Origin of the sequence: Reinekea sp. G2M2-21 (assembly GCF_015687175.1) — a bacterium.
Taxonomy (GTDB): domain Bacteria; phylum Pseudomonadota; class Gammaproteobacteria; order Pseudomonadales; family Natronospirillaceae; genus Reinekea.
Map to the genome: position 1 here is coordinate 1 of NZ_JADPQG010000009.1, position 14549 is coordinate 14549.

Annotated in this window: 12 protein-coding genes; 8 read left to right on the forward strand and 4 right to left on the reverse strand. The window is 47.9% G+C overall.

Features of this window, described 5'->3' with window-relative positions; translation table 11 throughout:
• The first annotated feature begins 154 nt into the window (after nt 1–154).
• Complete coding sequence (locus IYN85_RS22480; protein ID WP_196161214.1) at nt 155–1822, forward strand: glycoside hydrolase family 3 protein; 1668 nt, start codon at nt 155–157, stop codon at nt 1820–1822.
• A 90-nt stretch (nt 1823–1912) separates the two neighbouring features.
• Here IYN85_RS22480 and IYN85_RS22485 read toward each other — a convergent pair whose 3' ends face one another.
• A complete protein-coding gene (locus IYN85_RS22485; protein WP_196161215.1) occupies nt 1913–2902 on the reverse strand; it encodes a hypothetical protein in 990 nt (329 codons plus the stop codon).
• 161 nt (nt 2903–3063) lie between these two features.
• Between IYN85_RS22485 and IYN85_RS22490 the strand changes: the two genes are divergently transcribed.
• The 4 genes from IYN85_RS22490 to IYN85_RS22505 all read left to right on the forward strand — a co-directional run bounded on the left by IYN85_RS22490 (nt 3064) and on the right by IYN85_RS22505 (nt 7317).
• On the forward strand, nt 3064–4476 hold the full coding sequence (locus tag IYN85_RS22490; RefSeq protein WP_196161216.1) for a transglycosylase SLT domain-containing protein: 1413 nt from the start codon (nt 3064–3066) through the stop codon (nt 4474–4476).
• Nucleotides 4439–5329 carry a hypothetical protein gene (locus IYN85_RS22495; protein WP_196161217.1) on the forward strand — a complete coding sequence of 297 codons (891 nt, stop codon included), beginning with the start codon at nt 4439–4441 and terminating at the stop codon, nt 5327–5329. Before IYN85_RS22490 ends, IYN85_RS22495 begins: the two co-directional genes overlap by 38 nt.
• Nucleotides 5330–5446: 117 nt before the next feature.
• A complete protein-coding gene (locus IYN85_RS22500) occupies nt 5447–6031 on the forward strand; it encodes a hypothetical protein (RefSeq protein ID WP_196161218.1) in 585 nt (194 codons plus the stop codon).
• A gap of 488 nt (nt 6032–6519) precedes the next feature.
• Complete coding sequence (locus IYN85_RS22505; protein ID WP_196161219.1) at nt 6520–7317, forward strand: hypothetical protein; 798 nt, start codon at nt 6520–6522, stop codon at nt 7315–7317.
• 55 nt (nt 7318–7372) lie between these two features.
• On the opposite strand, the gene IYN85_RS22510 is transcribed toward IYN85_RS22505, so the two are convergent.
• Nucleotides 7373–8047, reverse strand: coding sequence for a helix-turn-helix transcriptional regulator (locus IYN85_RS22510; RefSeq protein WP_196161220.1), 675 nt, complete (start codon nt 8045–8047; stop codon nt 7373–7375).
• A 151-nt stretch (nt 8048–8198) separates the two neighbouring features.
• Here IYN85_RS22510 and IYN85_RS22515 point away from each other — a divergent pair, with 151 nt between their 5' ends.
• A complete protein-coding gene (locus tag IYN85_RS22515) occupies nt 8199–9365 on the forward strand; it encodes a YbfB/YjiJ family MFS transporter (RefSeq protein ID WP_196161221.1) in 1167 nt (388 codons plus the stop codon).
• Nucleotides 9366–9459: 94 nt separating this feature from the next.
• Here IYN85_RS22515 and IYN85_RS22520 read toward each other — a convergent pair whose 3' ends face one another.
• Nucleotides 9460–10371 carry a LysR family transcriptional regulator gene (locus tag IYN85_RS22520; protein ID WP_196161222.1) on the reverse strand — a complete coding sequence of 304 codons (912 nt, stop codon included), beginning with the start codon at nt 10369–10371 and terminating at the stop codon, nt 9460–9462.
• A gap of 112 nt (nt 10372–10483) precedes the next feature.
• Between IYN85_RS22520 and IYN85_RS22525 the strand changes: the two genes are divergently transcribed.
• Nucleotides 10484–11686 (forward strand): MFS transporter, encoded by a 1203-nt coding sequence (locus IYN85_RS22525; RefSeq protein ID WP_196161223.1) that lies wholly within the window; start codon nt 10484–10486, stop codon nt 11684–11686.
• A gap of 110 nt (nt 11687–11796) precedes the next feature.
• On the opposite strand, the gene IYN85_RS22530 is transcribed toward IYN85_RS22525, so the two are convergent.
• A complete protein-coding gene (locus tag IYN85_RS22530; protein ID WP_196161224.1) occupies nt 11797–13641 on the reverse strand; it encodes a polysaccharide lyase family 1 protein in 1845 nt (614 codons plus the stop codon).
• A gap of 355 nt (nt 13642–13996) precedes the next feature.
• Between IYN85_RS22530 and IYN85_RS22535 the strand changes: the two genes are divergently transcribed.
• On the forward strand, nt 13997–14344 hold the full coding sequence (locus IYN85_RS22535; protein ID WP_196161225.1) for a DUF3147 family protein: 348 nt from the start codon (nt 13997–13999) through the stop codon (nt 14342–14344).
• Nucleotides 14345–14549: the final 205 nt, after the last annotated feature.

Genomic DNA, 14549 nt, shown 5'->3' on the forward strand with positions numbered 1-14549 from the left:
CGAGGACCACTTTGTGCGGTGTTATTTATACGAATAAACTCACAGTTCTCCGTGTCGTTGTTTTGTTGCAACACACGAGCGCAAGCCAGCGTTTGCGCTTTCAGGGGTAAAGTATTACCCCTTTTTTTATTTTCTGTCGCAGTAGGAGTGGGGTATGTCAGACCAACAACAAAAAACTGAACGTTATCATCCGGATTTGCATTCAACGTGGGTGAGTTCCACTCTCGCGGCCATGTCGTTGCCACAAAAAGTGGGTCAGCTGCTGCACCCGTTTTTAATGCCGTTTTTAGGCGTGGATCAGGCGTTGGCCAGCCTGCACGATATTGAAGTCGGCGGTGCCTTTTTCTTCCCGGAACGCAAAGAGATTTTGCAACAGTTATCGGACAAACTGCAGGCCCGCTTAACCGTGCCCGCCATCGTGGCGTCGGACCTGGAAAATGGCGCCGGTCGAATGGTCAATGGCGCCGTTGTCTTCCCGGATAACATGGCGGTTGCCGCCACGGGTGACGCACATCATGCCTACGTGATGGGTGAAGCCGCGGCAAAAGAAGGCCTCGATGTGGGTGTGCATTGGAGTTTTGGGCCTGTGGTCGACATCAACGCCAACATTCACAACCCCATTACCAATACGCGCAGTTTCGGGGACAAGCCAAGCACAATAAAAGCGTTCGCCACGCAAATGATTCACGGCATGCAGCAAAACGGACTCGTTGCTTGTGCCAAACATTTTCCAGGCGACGGTTTCGACGACCGCGACCAGCACCTTTGCACCACCATTAACCCGCTTTCGTTTGACGATTGGCAAGCCAGCAGTGGGCAACTGTTTCAGGACATGATTGATGCAGGCGTCTGGTCCATCATGATCGGCCACATTGCGCTACCCTGTGTCGACCCCGGTGAGACCGGAAGACTGGCGGATGCACCTTCCGCCGTGATGTCGAAAAAAATCACCACCGATCTACTGCGTAAAAAAATGGGCTTCGACGGTGTCATCATTTCAGACGCCATTGGTATGGGCGGCAGTTGCACTCAGTATCCAGAATCTGAAATAGTGGTGCGCAGTATAGAATCCGGTTGCGACATGGTTTTGTTCTGTCAGCCAAAACCCGCATTTCAGGCCATCATTAATGCTGTTGAAACGGGTCGGCTGAGCGAAGCGCGGATCGACGAATCGGTACGTCGGCTGTTGGCACTGAAAGAAACATTGGGCATCCACCAAAACGTTCAACGCCCTGCTGTGAGCGCTGACGATCAACAGCGTTTTGCCCAAACCGCATCACAGGTTGCAGAACAGGCATTGACGGAAGTGGTGAACACACACGCGGCCGATGCCTTTCCGTTAACGACGGGCATGAAAGTGTTGTGCATGCATTTACGAGGGGATCCCCAGTACCACGTTGACGGTATTGATGATCAGCTTCGAGCCAGAGGGATCGACGTGGTTCGCTGGAGCGAAAGCGATGAGTTTCACATGCCCGATTGGCACGACTTGAGTGGATACGACGCCATTATCATCGCCACGGTTTATGGACCAACCTGGGCAACGGGTCGAATTCGCTTGGCCGGTAATTACAGCCGAGCCTTGGTCGAAGCGATGAAGTCGCACCACTCCCGTTTGGTGATGGCTTCATTTGGCAGCCCCTATCATGTGTATGAATACCCCAAAGTACCTTGTTACGTGAATTGTTATTCGCCCGACGAGCATTCACAAACCGCCTTTGTTAAATATCTGTTTGGCGAATTAAAACCAACAGGAAGATCGCCTGTCGATTTGAACTATGAACGGATGTTCGCCGGAACCGCATTTGGCTGGATGGTTTGAGAATGACAGTCAGTGGAGCGTGACCTAGGGACGCGAACGGAACCCATGGCCGACTGCCCATTGGGTAGTCGGCACATGGCAAGCAATAGACTATTGAAGAGAAAAATATAGTGTTTGGCTTTGCTGTCGTGCAATTTCATCCTGTATGTATTTTTCTTCATGAGTAAGAAAACGGCTATTCGAATGACTGGAGCGCAAAAGGCGGTTTTGTATGTCTTCAGGTTCGTCCCATTCCAAAAACAGTTGTAGAAAGTGTTTGGGGGTTTCGATGCTCTGATCACCCACTAGGAACATTTTTTCTTGTGGTCCAATAGAATCTTCATCGGCCTCAAGAGACAGAAAGTCTAAGTCGACTGCATAACCTTGTTCGTCAAATGTTAATGACTTCGCATTTACTGAGTAGTGTTTATCACTATTGTTTTCTAGCTCGATCTTAAAACTATTGTCGGTCCAGAATATTTTATTGGCTGTTATTTGCGTTGGCATTGATGCATCGTCTTTGTCAATATTCATTACCTCTATACTGCTGACCTCAATGCGTTCAATTTCTTCAATGCCGTCATTCTGATTAGGCCACATTACGGATGCAAATACGCGTGTTTCACCCGAATTTAAACAGGTATCTGTTCCTATGTTTGATTGATTGAATTTAACATATTGACCATCCATATAAGCCAGTTCATCTGAATATTGGCGCATGTTGGATGTGTTGAAGAAATCTAGATCATTTAAACTGACAAAGCAATACAGCTTATCCGATGTGTTTTTAATGGAAAAAACTGTTTGCACTTTATATGCTGTTGCGGTGATTTTCGCGAAATCAGATACTTCGATGCCAAGCGGTAATGGCGTATTTATTTTCAGCGGTACTTCTTTTTTTTCCAACTCTACTTCTTTGTCTTTGAAACAACTGGGCGTTTCGATCGGAAATTCAAATTCTGAATTTGACCATTGATGGCTCATTAAAGCCTGGCCGGTTTTAGTACAAACTGTACTTTCATCATTACTCTTACTGTTGTCTTGATTGCACCCCAGTAAAAGAATAAGCGAAATTGCTAGTGCTGCATTTAAACTTTTCATTGTCATCCTTATAAGTCCACTCATCTGAGGGGGCCTAATTTCCTTTGTACTAAAAAAAAAGGTGTTAGACGTCATGCCGAAGATCTTCAAATTGACATGTATGTAACGTCGTTCAGTTTAATGTACTTGCAACCGTTAACGCAAGCCGGTTTCTGACCAGTTTGTCCCTTATTGAGGTGGCTGATTACAGTTACACCAGTCTGTACGACGGCCGTCAGGAAGTGGAGCAATACACCGGCACCGCACAAACCGGGTTCGAGGCCTACCGCGCGTTAACCTACCGACCGAACGCCGTCGCAGGCTTGTATGGCCAATTACTGAAGCAAACCTTACCGCAGTGGCAGAACGCAGAGTTTGACGTTACCGGTTGGGGCGCCGACCTGGCACCAGCGTTTTACTTTCACGGGGACTACCAGAACAGCACAATCAAGGTGACTGGTCTCGATGCCACGGCTCAATACCGTTACGGTTATACACCGATGGGGCAAGCCTACGGCTTTAAACACCGCTACAGCGATGAGCAAATGACGCGCACATTTAGTAGTCACAGCCCGAACCGCAATGTGATGCAGAACCTCTATACCGGTAAGTACGCAGAGCCGTTGACCGGCTTAGCGAATATGGATGCACGCTGGTACGACGCGCAGAAAGGCAGGTTCATCCAGGGTGATCAATACAACCACGCCAACCTGATGTTACCAGCAGGCGCACTGAGCGAACTGATGCGCTATATTGGTCGCAGCCAGAATGACTTGCTCAGAGACCCGGCGCAGCAGATGCGATATGGGTATGTGAGTGGGAATGCGTTGGCTTGGGTAGATCCGTTGGGTTTAGTAGAAGTTAAGGATTCTGGTCACGATTGGAACCGAGATTCAGCTAGGCTTAATGTTGCTAATGTAATGTCTGGAAATGCTAGTGAATCTGAAATTTTTGCCGCTCAAGTCGATTTGATTGTTGCTGGGTATGATTTAGGTTCCTATGGTGCAGATGGTGATTGGGGTTCAAGGTCTAAAAGGGCGGGAAGCGCCTTTACAATTGAATCAACAGTTATTGCTGTATCGGAGGAAACTGGAGTTCCTGCTGGTTTAATCATGGCCCATATGCATGCGGAATCGAATTTCGATACAAACGCCGTGAGCTATGTCGGAGCAGTTGGACTAATGCAGTTCATGCCGGGCACTGCAGTCGGTGAAGGATTGATGCCATATAACGGTAGTGGTGGTTTTCGTGATTTAAGAACAAATCCGGAGATGAACGTCACTGCAGGTGGAGCATATTTGGATTATCTCTACGACAGGATGGATGAAGAAGGTGCGACGGATCTTGATGACCGAATGCTCGCTAGCGCCTCATACAATTGTGGGCCGGGCTGTGTAAACAATAGAATTTCTCGTGAGTTTGGTGCATATAGTGAAAGACAAGGATTGGTTGACTATGAAGCTATAGCTGACAATCTGCCACAGGAAACTCAGGGCTATGTTGATAGAATTTATGGCGAATATAATGATGTAGAGGGAAACCGAGATGGAGGGCTATATGAGTATTACCAAAATATTCTTGACTGTGCTGACTAGTATATCTCTCAATTCATTTACGCAGGCTGAATTGTTAACTGAATTGCATTTATATGATGGACCATATAAATACTCGCTGGTGGGTATATGTGATAACACGATTTACCTTTCTAGTCGGGATATTGCGAAAACCTATTTGATTGAAATAGAAGGCTTAGTAACGGATATTGTAGCCGGACATTTCGAGAGACTTAATTGTTATAATAATGGGAATGTGTTGTTGGTATCAGATAATGAAGCGCTCAATTTATCAAATGGACTGCGATTACAATTCGATGCATTTCCCGAATTTACAAATTCTCGCCCACTGTTCGCGAAGAACGGAAAGACATATTCAGTCAATCTCGCAGATGGTACTAAACACCTAGTGTTTGAAAAAAACTATACAGATGCAACCTATTTAGAGAGAAGTGATTGCTATGTTTTCACTACAGGTAAGGAAATTTATAGGCAATGTAAATCGCATGTTGAACTTATTGATTTCAGTCTACCGAATCCTGAAGGTCCTTTAGCTCCGATAAATATTAGAGCGGTGAGTGATCAGTTCGCTTATGTTTCGGTGTTGAATTATGCCGATAAGACTTGGTATGACTATTTATATGATGGCACGGAGCAATTGATTGAATTCACTAGACAGACGCCCGAATCTAAAAGGTATCGAAGTGTTAAACAATTAGGTAGTAGCCTGTTTTTAGGTAAGCTTTTTATTGGAAGTATTGAAAACCTTGACCCATTACAATACCTATATTTCAAAGATGTTGATTATCTATGGAACTATGAAGGATACATTTACACTTTTCAAAAAGATGGAAGCAATATCGTTATTGAACGTTATAGAGCTTTAATGCCGTGAATTAGTATTTTTAGCATCGAAAGAATCACTAATTAGTACAAACCAAAGGGCTAAGTCAAAGAAAAAAAGGTGCCCTATTGATTTCCGGTCCGCTTTTCAAAAGCTAAAAGGTAAAGTATGAAAAAATCAGTATTATTCGCAGTTTCTTTACTCTCATCATCCATCGCACTCGCAGGTTCCATAGGAGAGAACTTTGAACCTGGTGGATACGCACTAACCGGTTTCGCTAACTACTCAAGCGACTCAGATAGCGGCTGGAAGAGTTTTTATCTTTCATCCGGCGTAACGTTTTATCCAAAGCAAAATGTTTCCTTGAATGCTGGATTTAGCTTTCAAAACTATGGATTCGATGATGCTATGGAGCAATCGGTCTATTTGCGTGCCGGTGCCGCTTACGCGTTTGGCTATAACCCAATGGCAAAAACCGGGTTGGTTCACACCGTAGGTTTTTACGGCTACCGTTACACCTATACCGATGTGAACGATGTAACGTCAGATGCGAACATCTTCGTAACGCCTTATTACCGTGCGGACTATTTTCTGACCGAGCGAATTTCGGTATACAGTACCTTGGAATTATTTATGCTGGATTTGAGTACGGGTTCGGACGAACTTGTGGATACTGGCCTCGACATAACCGGTGGTATTGCTGTTCACTTCCCAAATAGTTTCAGTGACTGGTCGAAAATTTTTAAAAAGTAACAATCTAAAGCATTATCTTGAGTATGGCCTGAACGATTAAAAAAAAAAGCGAGGAATTAACCTTCCTCGCGTACTCCCGCCAACAACTACAACACCGAAAGTTACATACGCTTACTATTAGGCTTCAAAAATATAGACCATTCATGTCACCAAGAAAATCGACGGGAGCTGAGTCATTGATTCTTAACCACCCTTGGCGGTATCAACTTCGAAAAGCATCACCAGATTAATCAGAGTTGCCTTAACTATTAAAATAGGCAGGAACCTTCAGTGTTCCGAACCCCTTAACTGGACATGCGCCTCAGGGGTGCATAACAACGCCGGGTAATTATAGGATCCAGATGAAACAATCTGTTCGCCTGCTGAATGCTAGTGCATGTACAACATAAGTTCTCTTTAAAAGGCGTGTCTTTAGTCAACCGAGCGTTGCTTTTCTACCCTTGGTAATCATAGACTGACAAGAATGATACCGTAACAAGGGATATAGAATGAAAGGAACTGCCCGCACGACACACTGGATGATGGCCATTACATCGCTGTTATTTCTCGCAGGGTGTATCCCTCATAGTGAGAGTTATTTGGACAGCCCCATTTGGAGTGACAACGATCATGCGATCGTGTATGTCGCCGTCGAGGGCACCCATTACCCATATTCTTTTTATCATGATTTTGATGTTGAGCATAACCGAATAATGGTGACTCAGTCTCAAAGTGTGGTGGATGGTTCATTGCTGTTTGAAGAAGAACCACTTATGTTCGTGTATCCGCTGTATTTTTCAGCTCAACATCAGTTGCTGGTTTATTATTCTAATGAGACGCCTAACGACATTAAACTGCGTACGTATGATTTATCCAGCCAAAGCAAGACCATTTACGATGCCCGAATCGCGGGTGTGCTGTCTGCAGCCCTGCCGCCCGATGGTGACAGGATTGCCATCTATCAAACGGAGTACAGTTCCGAACTGGATACCCATTTGATCGCGATGACGGTTGTTCCAGTCGGTAAGCCCACGGAGAGCCGTGTGATGTATTCGCAAGCAATAGCATCGCAGAACGGCATACCCCTGTACCATTGGCAGGGTAATAACAGTATTTGGGTTAAGCTGGAGTCGGGTTATTTGGTGTTCGATATTGACGATGGTTCAGTCACTGAGCAGATGGACGGTTGTATCGAGCCGAACGCCTTTTCATCGTCAATCAATTCTCAAGGATTGAAAGTCAGTGCGCCATATGGCGATGAGGATTTAAAAGTGCGGCAAACCTCGCCAAATCAGTACTGTCACTAACAATGCAAATAGAAAACTGTCTGCATTGTGGGTATTGCCTGAAAGCCGTTGGTGATTAAAGACCGTAGCGTGCTTTGAATCGTTTACGGCCATTGGCCGTAAAAATGACCGCTCTGGAATCGGCCCGGCGTGTCACCATCGCGTGTTCAAAAAGATCGTCCAATATCCATTGTCCTAACCTTCCTGCTAAATGATTGGTGCGTTCGCTCCAGTCGAGGCAAGATTTGCACAGCGGTCTTTTGCTGCGTCCTTTTGCCGAGAAGTCAAACCCTCGTTCGTTAAAAAAGGCGCGACCCAGGTCGGTCAGGTGCGTCTGTTCTTGATTGTCCACAATGATTTTTTGTGAGACGAGCGCGTCGTACAGTTCAACACCGGCTTCGCCTGCCAAATGGTCGTAGCATATGCGGGCATGTTTCAGTTCAGGGTCGGTAGGGCCTGTGGCAATGTTTGGTATCAGCAACACGGTGCTGAGCGTGAGTAGTGATTCCAGTACTTCGGCAACTTGCTGATTGGCGAGCTGAAAGTATTTGTGTCGCCCTTGTTTGCGAACCACCAGTAACTTGCCAGAGACCAACTGTGAAAGATGGCTGGTTGCGGTTTGTGCGCTGATGTCTGCTTCTAAGGCCAGCTCTGTGGCGGTGAGGGCTTTGCCTCCCATCAGAGCCGTCAACATCCGCGCGCGGCTCGGGTCGCCAATTAAACTGCCAATGGTGGATATCTCAGGTTGCATGTTTCGGCTCACTTAGTCCTACGACGAATGGTGTGTAGACAGATAGGCAGTATAACAGCACGATGGTTCCGATAGTTCGATGGCCAACGAAGCATACATTATTTGCAGCCGTACACTGCCGCTTCCTTCATTCAATATAGACAGCAATCGTATGACTCTACTGAACAGAAATCATCCGCTGGCCATTCTGTTGGCTGGCATCCTGGCGTTAATTGTTGGAGTGGGGGCTGCGCGCTTTGCCTTCACAGCGCTGCTGCCGGCGATGCTCGAAACCACACTTTCACTTCCATTCGCAGGGCTTTTGGCCAGTGTGAATTATCTGGGCTACCTCTCCGGTGCCATATTCGCGATTTTCTTGAAAGACCTGCACGCCAAGGTTCGATTTTTTCGGCTCGGCATGTTGATCTGTGTCGTTACGACGTTGGTACTGGCCGTCACCACTTCGGAAGTGGTCTGGTTGGTGTCGCGGGTGGTCGCGGGCTTTGGCGCAGCCATGGCGCTGGTCGTGGGTTCGGCCATTGTGATGACCAAACTGAACATGGCGGATAAAACCAAGGCTATGGGTATTCATTTTTCAGGCATTGGTTTGTCCATTGTGGTGACAGATTTGATTGGTCGTTTGGTGGGTCTTATGGGAGGTTCGTGGCAAGACGCCTGGTTGGTCAACGCGTTGGTCGCTGCCATCGCGGCCAGTTATGCCGTGTATGGTTTGTCAGTGAACGAATCAAAGCCTACAGGAACCGTAGTCGCAAAGTTTGATTTTACGGCGCTGAACAGCACGGTGGTCGTGTTGATGTTTGCTTATTTTACCGAAGGTTTGGGTATGGTGGTGCAGGGCACCTTTCTGCCCGACATCATCAATTCATTGGAGGGGCTGGAAGGTTTCGGCGGCTATGGTTGGACCGTGGTCGGGTTGGCCGGAGTACCATCGTGTATTTTGTGGATGCGCGCGGCTCATCGTTTCGGCAGCGTAAATATCATCGTCCTGACGATGGTGTTGCAGGTAATTGGCTTATTGATTCCGGTATTGACCACTAACATATGGTTAAACCTTTTCTCCGGGTTACTTTTCGGGGGAACGTTTGTCGCGTTGGTCGCCCTGTTTATGACACTGGGCGGAAGTATGACCAGCCACCCGGTCATCGTCATGGGGGCGATTACCACCGCCTATGGTATTGGGCAGGTCACCGGCCCACTGTATGCCGTGGCGTTAACAACAGCGCAAGGTTCTTACAACGCAACCCTGCTGTTGACGGCGGCGATGGTTTTACTGGGCGCCTCAATGATGTGGATAACTCGGCAGCGGTTTCGGAAATGAGTGTTTTGGTTGTAGGTGTTTATTGGATGGCCCGAGTTGCTGCTTACGATCGCTTTCTTACTCAAACGTTCTAATCCTTGCGAGTTAGTAAACCTCACCTCTCCAAACCAATTTCCTGTTCCAGAAAACGCAAAAACACGTCGAGCTTTGGCGATAGCTGGCGGCGTTGATGGTAAAACGCATAACGGTTGATGTCCGGTTGTTGAAAGTCGGGCAATAGCCTTACCAGGCGTCCATCGGTTAAGGCATCTTCTACGTAAAACAGGTACGTGTTAATGATGCCCATACCTTGCAAGGCAGCTTCAATGGCGAGCGAAATATGATTGCTGACGTATCGACTGGTGGCCTCGAAAAAGAGTTCCGGTTCTTCATGGCGTTGGAACCGCCAACGGTTGAACAGTTTTTTTCCACCACGATGCAGCACAAATTGATGCTTGGAAAGATGGTCAGGGTGGGTGGGTGTACCGAATTGCGCCAGGTAGGTTGGGCTGGCAACCAAAGTGGGGGTTAATGAGCGGATCGGTATGCAGAAAAGCCCGAGGTCGGTCCCGGATTTTTTGGCGCGAATGGCCACATCGAAACCTTCTTTTTTCATGTCTTTAATGTCGTTGGAGACATCCAGTTCCAGTTGAATGTCCGGGTACTGTTGCAGAAATTTAGGCAATAAGGGTCCCAGCACGTGTTCTCCGAGCGCAACCGGTGCGGTGACTCTCAACCGGCCACGCGGCGTGCCGCTAAATTGCCGAGTTTCGTTGTCCAGCTCATCCAGCTCATTAATGAGGTAACTGGCTTTCTGAAAGTAGCGCTCACCCGGTTCGGTTAAATGCATGCTGCGCGTGCTGCGTACAATCAATTGCGTGTTCAGCTCTTCTTCGAGCAGTTGCAATGCTTTGCTGATCGTCGGGCTTTTCAGTTGCAATCGCGCAGCCGCTCCAGCGAAGGAGCCTTCTTTCACCAAGGTGACGAAGATGCGCAGGCGTTGAAATTTATCGCCGGTTCGGGACATGACGGACCTTATTCATAGATTTAAGTAACTATTGAAGTTGCTGATCAGTGTATTACTAAATTTTAAGCGAGGAAATAGACTGTGCGCTCTTCTGAACCAGGTGGACTCGCCAGTGAACCCAGCTTTGTACCTCAACCGATTTGTGACCTCTTTTGCTGACTATGGTCTGATGTTTTTAATCCCATTGTCTGTTTTTCAAATTACCGACAGCGCTGCCTTGGCGGGGTTGGCGTTTTCGATTGAGTATCTGGTCAAGGTCGCAGCCGGGCCATTAACCGGCAGTTTTGTTGACCGGATAGCGTTGGTCACTTTGCTGAACTGGGTCAATGGAGGGCGTGCGCTGACGTGTGTGGTGTGTGCAGTGTGGTTGCTGCTGGCGCCCGGCATGACGCCGTTGGTCGTACTGGCCGTATGCAATGGTGTCGGTTATACGGTGAACTTTATGGCTCAGGAAACGTTGTTAACAGACCTGGTGCCGAAGTCACTTTTTTCTAAGGTTCAGGCGCAAGTGCAAAGTCTCGAACAGGTCGCTTTGGTTGGGTCGCCTATGGCGGCGGCAGGGTTGTTGCTGTGGGTGTCGGTTCCCTTTTTAGTCGTGGCTATAAGTGTGCTTTATGCGGTGTCGATGGCATTGTTGGCCGTCGGTATTGGTCAACGGGTTTTGCCGCCACCACCCGATCATCAAGTGCTTTTGACCAACAGCCTGAAAGATAATTTCCGTGTCGGCCAGGCGTATCTGTTGCGCTCCGGTGCGTTGCGGAAAGTGGTGGCATCGACATTTCTGATTAACCTGATTTTTGCCACATTGTTGGCGATTGGCGCCCCCGCGGTCGTCGGCGTTTTTGCCGGAACGGCAGCGGACTATGCTCAGCTTCAGGCTGCTGGTGCCATCGCGGCAGTCGGAGTTCTGTTACTGTTGTCCCGCTATTCTCATTGGCTCACGTCAACAGGGTGGGGCCGGGTATCGTTTGTCATGATGTCGCTCGGCGGCTTGGTGGCCAGTTTGGCGCAGCACTATGTGCTTTTCTTGCTGGGGGCCGTTTTGGTGTTGGCGTTCGATGGTATGTTCAGTGTGTATATTCGAACCCGGCGCATGGAAATTATCGCCCGGCGGGACTACGGCAAAGCGATGGGGTTGTTAATGGTGGTGAATAACTTGAGTAAACCGGTTTCAGGTTTGCTGGTATTTGCCTTGTCTGGGTGGCTGTCGGTGCAACAGGTTCTATTGCTTTCAACGTTGATGGCAATTGGTTGTATTTTGGGGTTTCGGTTGTTGGTTGCGTCGGAACCAGTGCCGGTTTTCAGTCAGACCTAGCGCGTTCAAATATACCCTGGATTTCCTTTGGAAAAGGGGTCAGCCTTTGTTGACTGCCCCTACCGTAAGTCTAAAACAACATGTCTGCCTTAGCGCAGATACCCTGCTTTTCAGTTTTCGGTGCAAGCTCCGCGCGCTCTGACTCGATAGCCGATAAGGAGCGGTAAGCACAGCAACATCAGGTACGAGAATGCGCCGATGTTAATTTGGGTTCCGGTTTCGTTGTCCGCCGAGTCACTTGAGTCATCCGAGTTTGCATCGCCGTTATCTGCGTCGTTATCGGAATTGTCAGCGTTATCGGAATCACTGTCACCACTGTCACCATTGTCACTGTTGTCGCCATCATCCGGTGCATCGGCATCATCTTGGCTACGCAAATAGGTTTCAAATTCGGCGACAGTGGGTGTGTTGTTGGACGTTAGGATAATAAAGTCAACTTTGGCCAGTGTTGTCTCGGCAAAGGTGATTTCTCCTGCACCGGTTCCGCTGGCAAGCAAAGCTTCGGTATCGTTATTAACCAGTTGCCAATCCAGAATGTTGCCTTTGTAGTCGGCCGCTTCACGGATAATCACAGTATTTAACGTAACGTCGGTTGGCCATTTAATCGAAATTCGGCCGTCGGCGGCTGTGGGTGCCCAAAAGGTTTCCAGCTCTCCGTCGCGGACACTGCCAAAACTTCCCATACCTTTACTGGAGCCGTCAGAACCGGCACCGATAGACAAGTTAACGTCGGTTGGCGTTTCCGGATCGGTTGGATCGGTTGGATCGGTTGGATCTGTTGGATCAGTTGGATCGGTTGGATCAGTTGGATCGGTTGGATCAGTTGGATCGGTTGGATCGGTTGGATCAGTTGGATCAGTTGGGTCGGGCTGGCCTGTGACGCCACATTCACCATCGGAAACCAGCAATCCATTACCAGAACCGGCGCTACGCGAAACAATAGTGCGGACGCAAGCTGTGTCATCTAACTGATAGGTATAAGGGATTGTGATAGTAGTGGTCGAAACGGGATTCGGTCCGGCGGGATGTTCGTTCTCGCTGTCTTTCCAGGTAACATTTTCGAACATATTGCCGCTGATTTCCCAATAACCCATTTTATCTGTATAGAAGGTACCGATGGGGTTCTGAGCATCTTGGAAATAGTTATTTTCCGCTTTCATCTTGCCGCCAATTCGCGGATTCATTCCGGATTTGCTGATGTGATGATAGTAGTTGTTGTAGGCGTGAGCCGTTCCGTGACGCAGTAACGGCGTGCGGGAGTCGATGTGTTCATAGTAGTTGTGGTGAAAGGTGACATAGGTGTTGTTGTCATCACTGTCACTGGATCCAATCAAACCGCCCCGACCAGAATGGTGCAGGTAGTTATAGGACACAGTGACGTACTGGGTTGTGGCTTTCATGTCTATTAGTGAGTCATAGCCATCGCTTTCCCCGCCGGAGGCTTCCAGTTCGTTGTGGTCGATCCAGACATTGAACACATTGGATTCCATACCGATGGCATCGCCCCCGTTAGACGTAGGTGAACCACTCTTTTTTACGTTACGGATGTGGACATTTTGAATGATGATATTGGATGTATCGCGAAGATGAATACCTATCTCATCGAACAAGGCATTATCGTCAACGCCGATGAGCGAGATGTTTTTCACCCCCTTGAATTGAATTTCTTCACCGGTGGTATCGCAATTACCGCTGACTTTCTGGGTATTCTCGTGGTTGATGGTGCCGTTTACATAAATGATCAGCGGTGTCTCTTTGCTGGCGCGCTGACACATAGCTTGGTTAATTTCGGTACCGGTGCTGGCATAGACGGTCTGTCCGCCTTCGCCACCTGTGGTGCCACCATTAAGCGTCGCGAAACCTTCCAGCGGTGCTGCGACGGCGGCCGTCGCCCACAGTAACCCGCCCAGTAGTGGCAATCGCGTATAAGTTGAGAAATTGAAGTGACAGGTCATGATCTGTATTAAATCCTTTTTAAAGTTTGAAGCTTTGGTGGTGTTAGTGCTTGCATATAGAGCAAGTTAACAGTACCGGACACAGGCTGAAAAGAAATTGGATATTCCTTGAAATACCAATTGGTTAACGTTATGACAGTATGAATATTCCAAATAGGTACATGGTTAACAGTCAATGTGTGAACTCAGGTATGTTTTTGGTTTGAGCATGCGTTGAGGCATTCCTAGTAAAAAGCGGTAACCATTCAAATTGACAACGAAACCACTGAGGCACAGAATGCTGTTTTCCCAGTCGTCTTGCACGCAGCTAGCACACGCGCAGAGATCGACGGACTTTTTAGAGGTACCCTTAAGTATGTACTACGCATTGAAGGTAATGGTGACAACTCTGTTGATAGTGGTGATTTCTGAAGTGTCTAAACGCAGTTCCCTGGTCGGTGCCGTGTTAGCGTCGGTACCCCTGATCTCTGTCATGGCGATACTCTGGCTGTATATCGACACCAAAGATGTGGAGAAAGTCAGTGCGCTGGCGGTAAGTGTGTTCTGGCTGGTGTTGCCGTCACTGGTGTTGTTTGTGATGTTACCGCTACTGTTGAAAAGCGGTTGGGGTTTTTATCTGAGTTTAGGAGTGTCGGTATCGGCAACGATTGTCAGTTACTTCATTATGTTGGTGGTGCTTAAAAAACTGGGTATTCAGCTTTAACGCGTATGATCGTTCTTCTTAGAAGGCTTCCTTGGACGCCTCCGAATAATTACTATCTGCTTCAGCGGGTACAGAAATACGAAAATTTCAAGCCACGCTCTGCAGTCTATAACCTGTCACTTGGTCAAGGGCGTAACAAAAAAAATTACGATTTCAGTCCCGCTCCTGGTGCTTCCAGATCAATGGCTGCGTATTGCTATGCGTT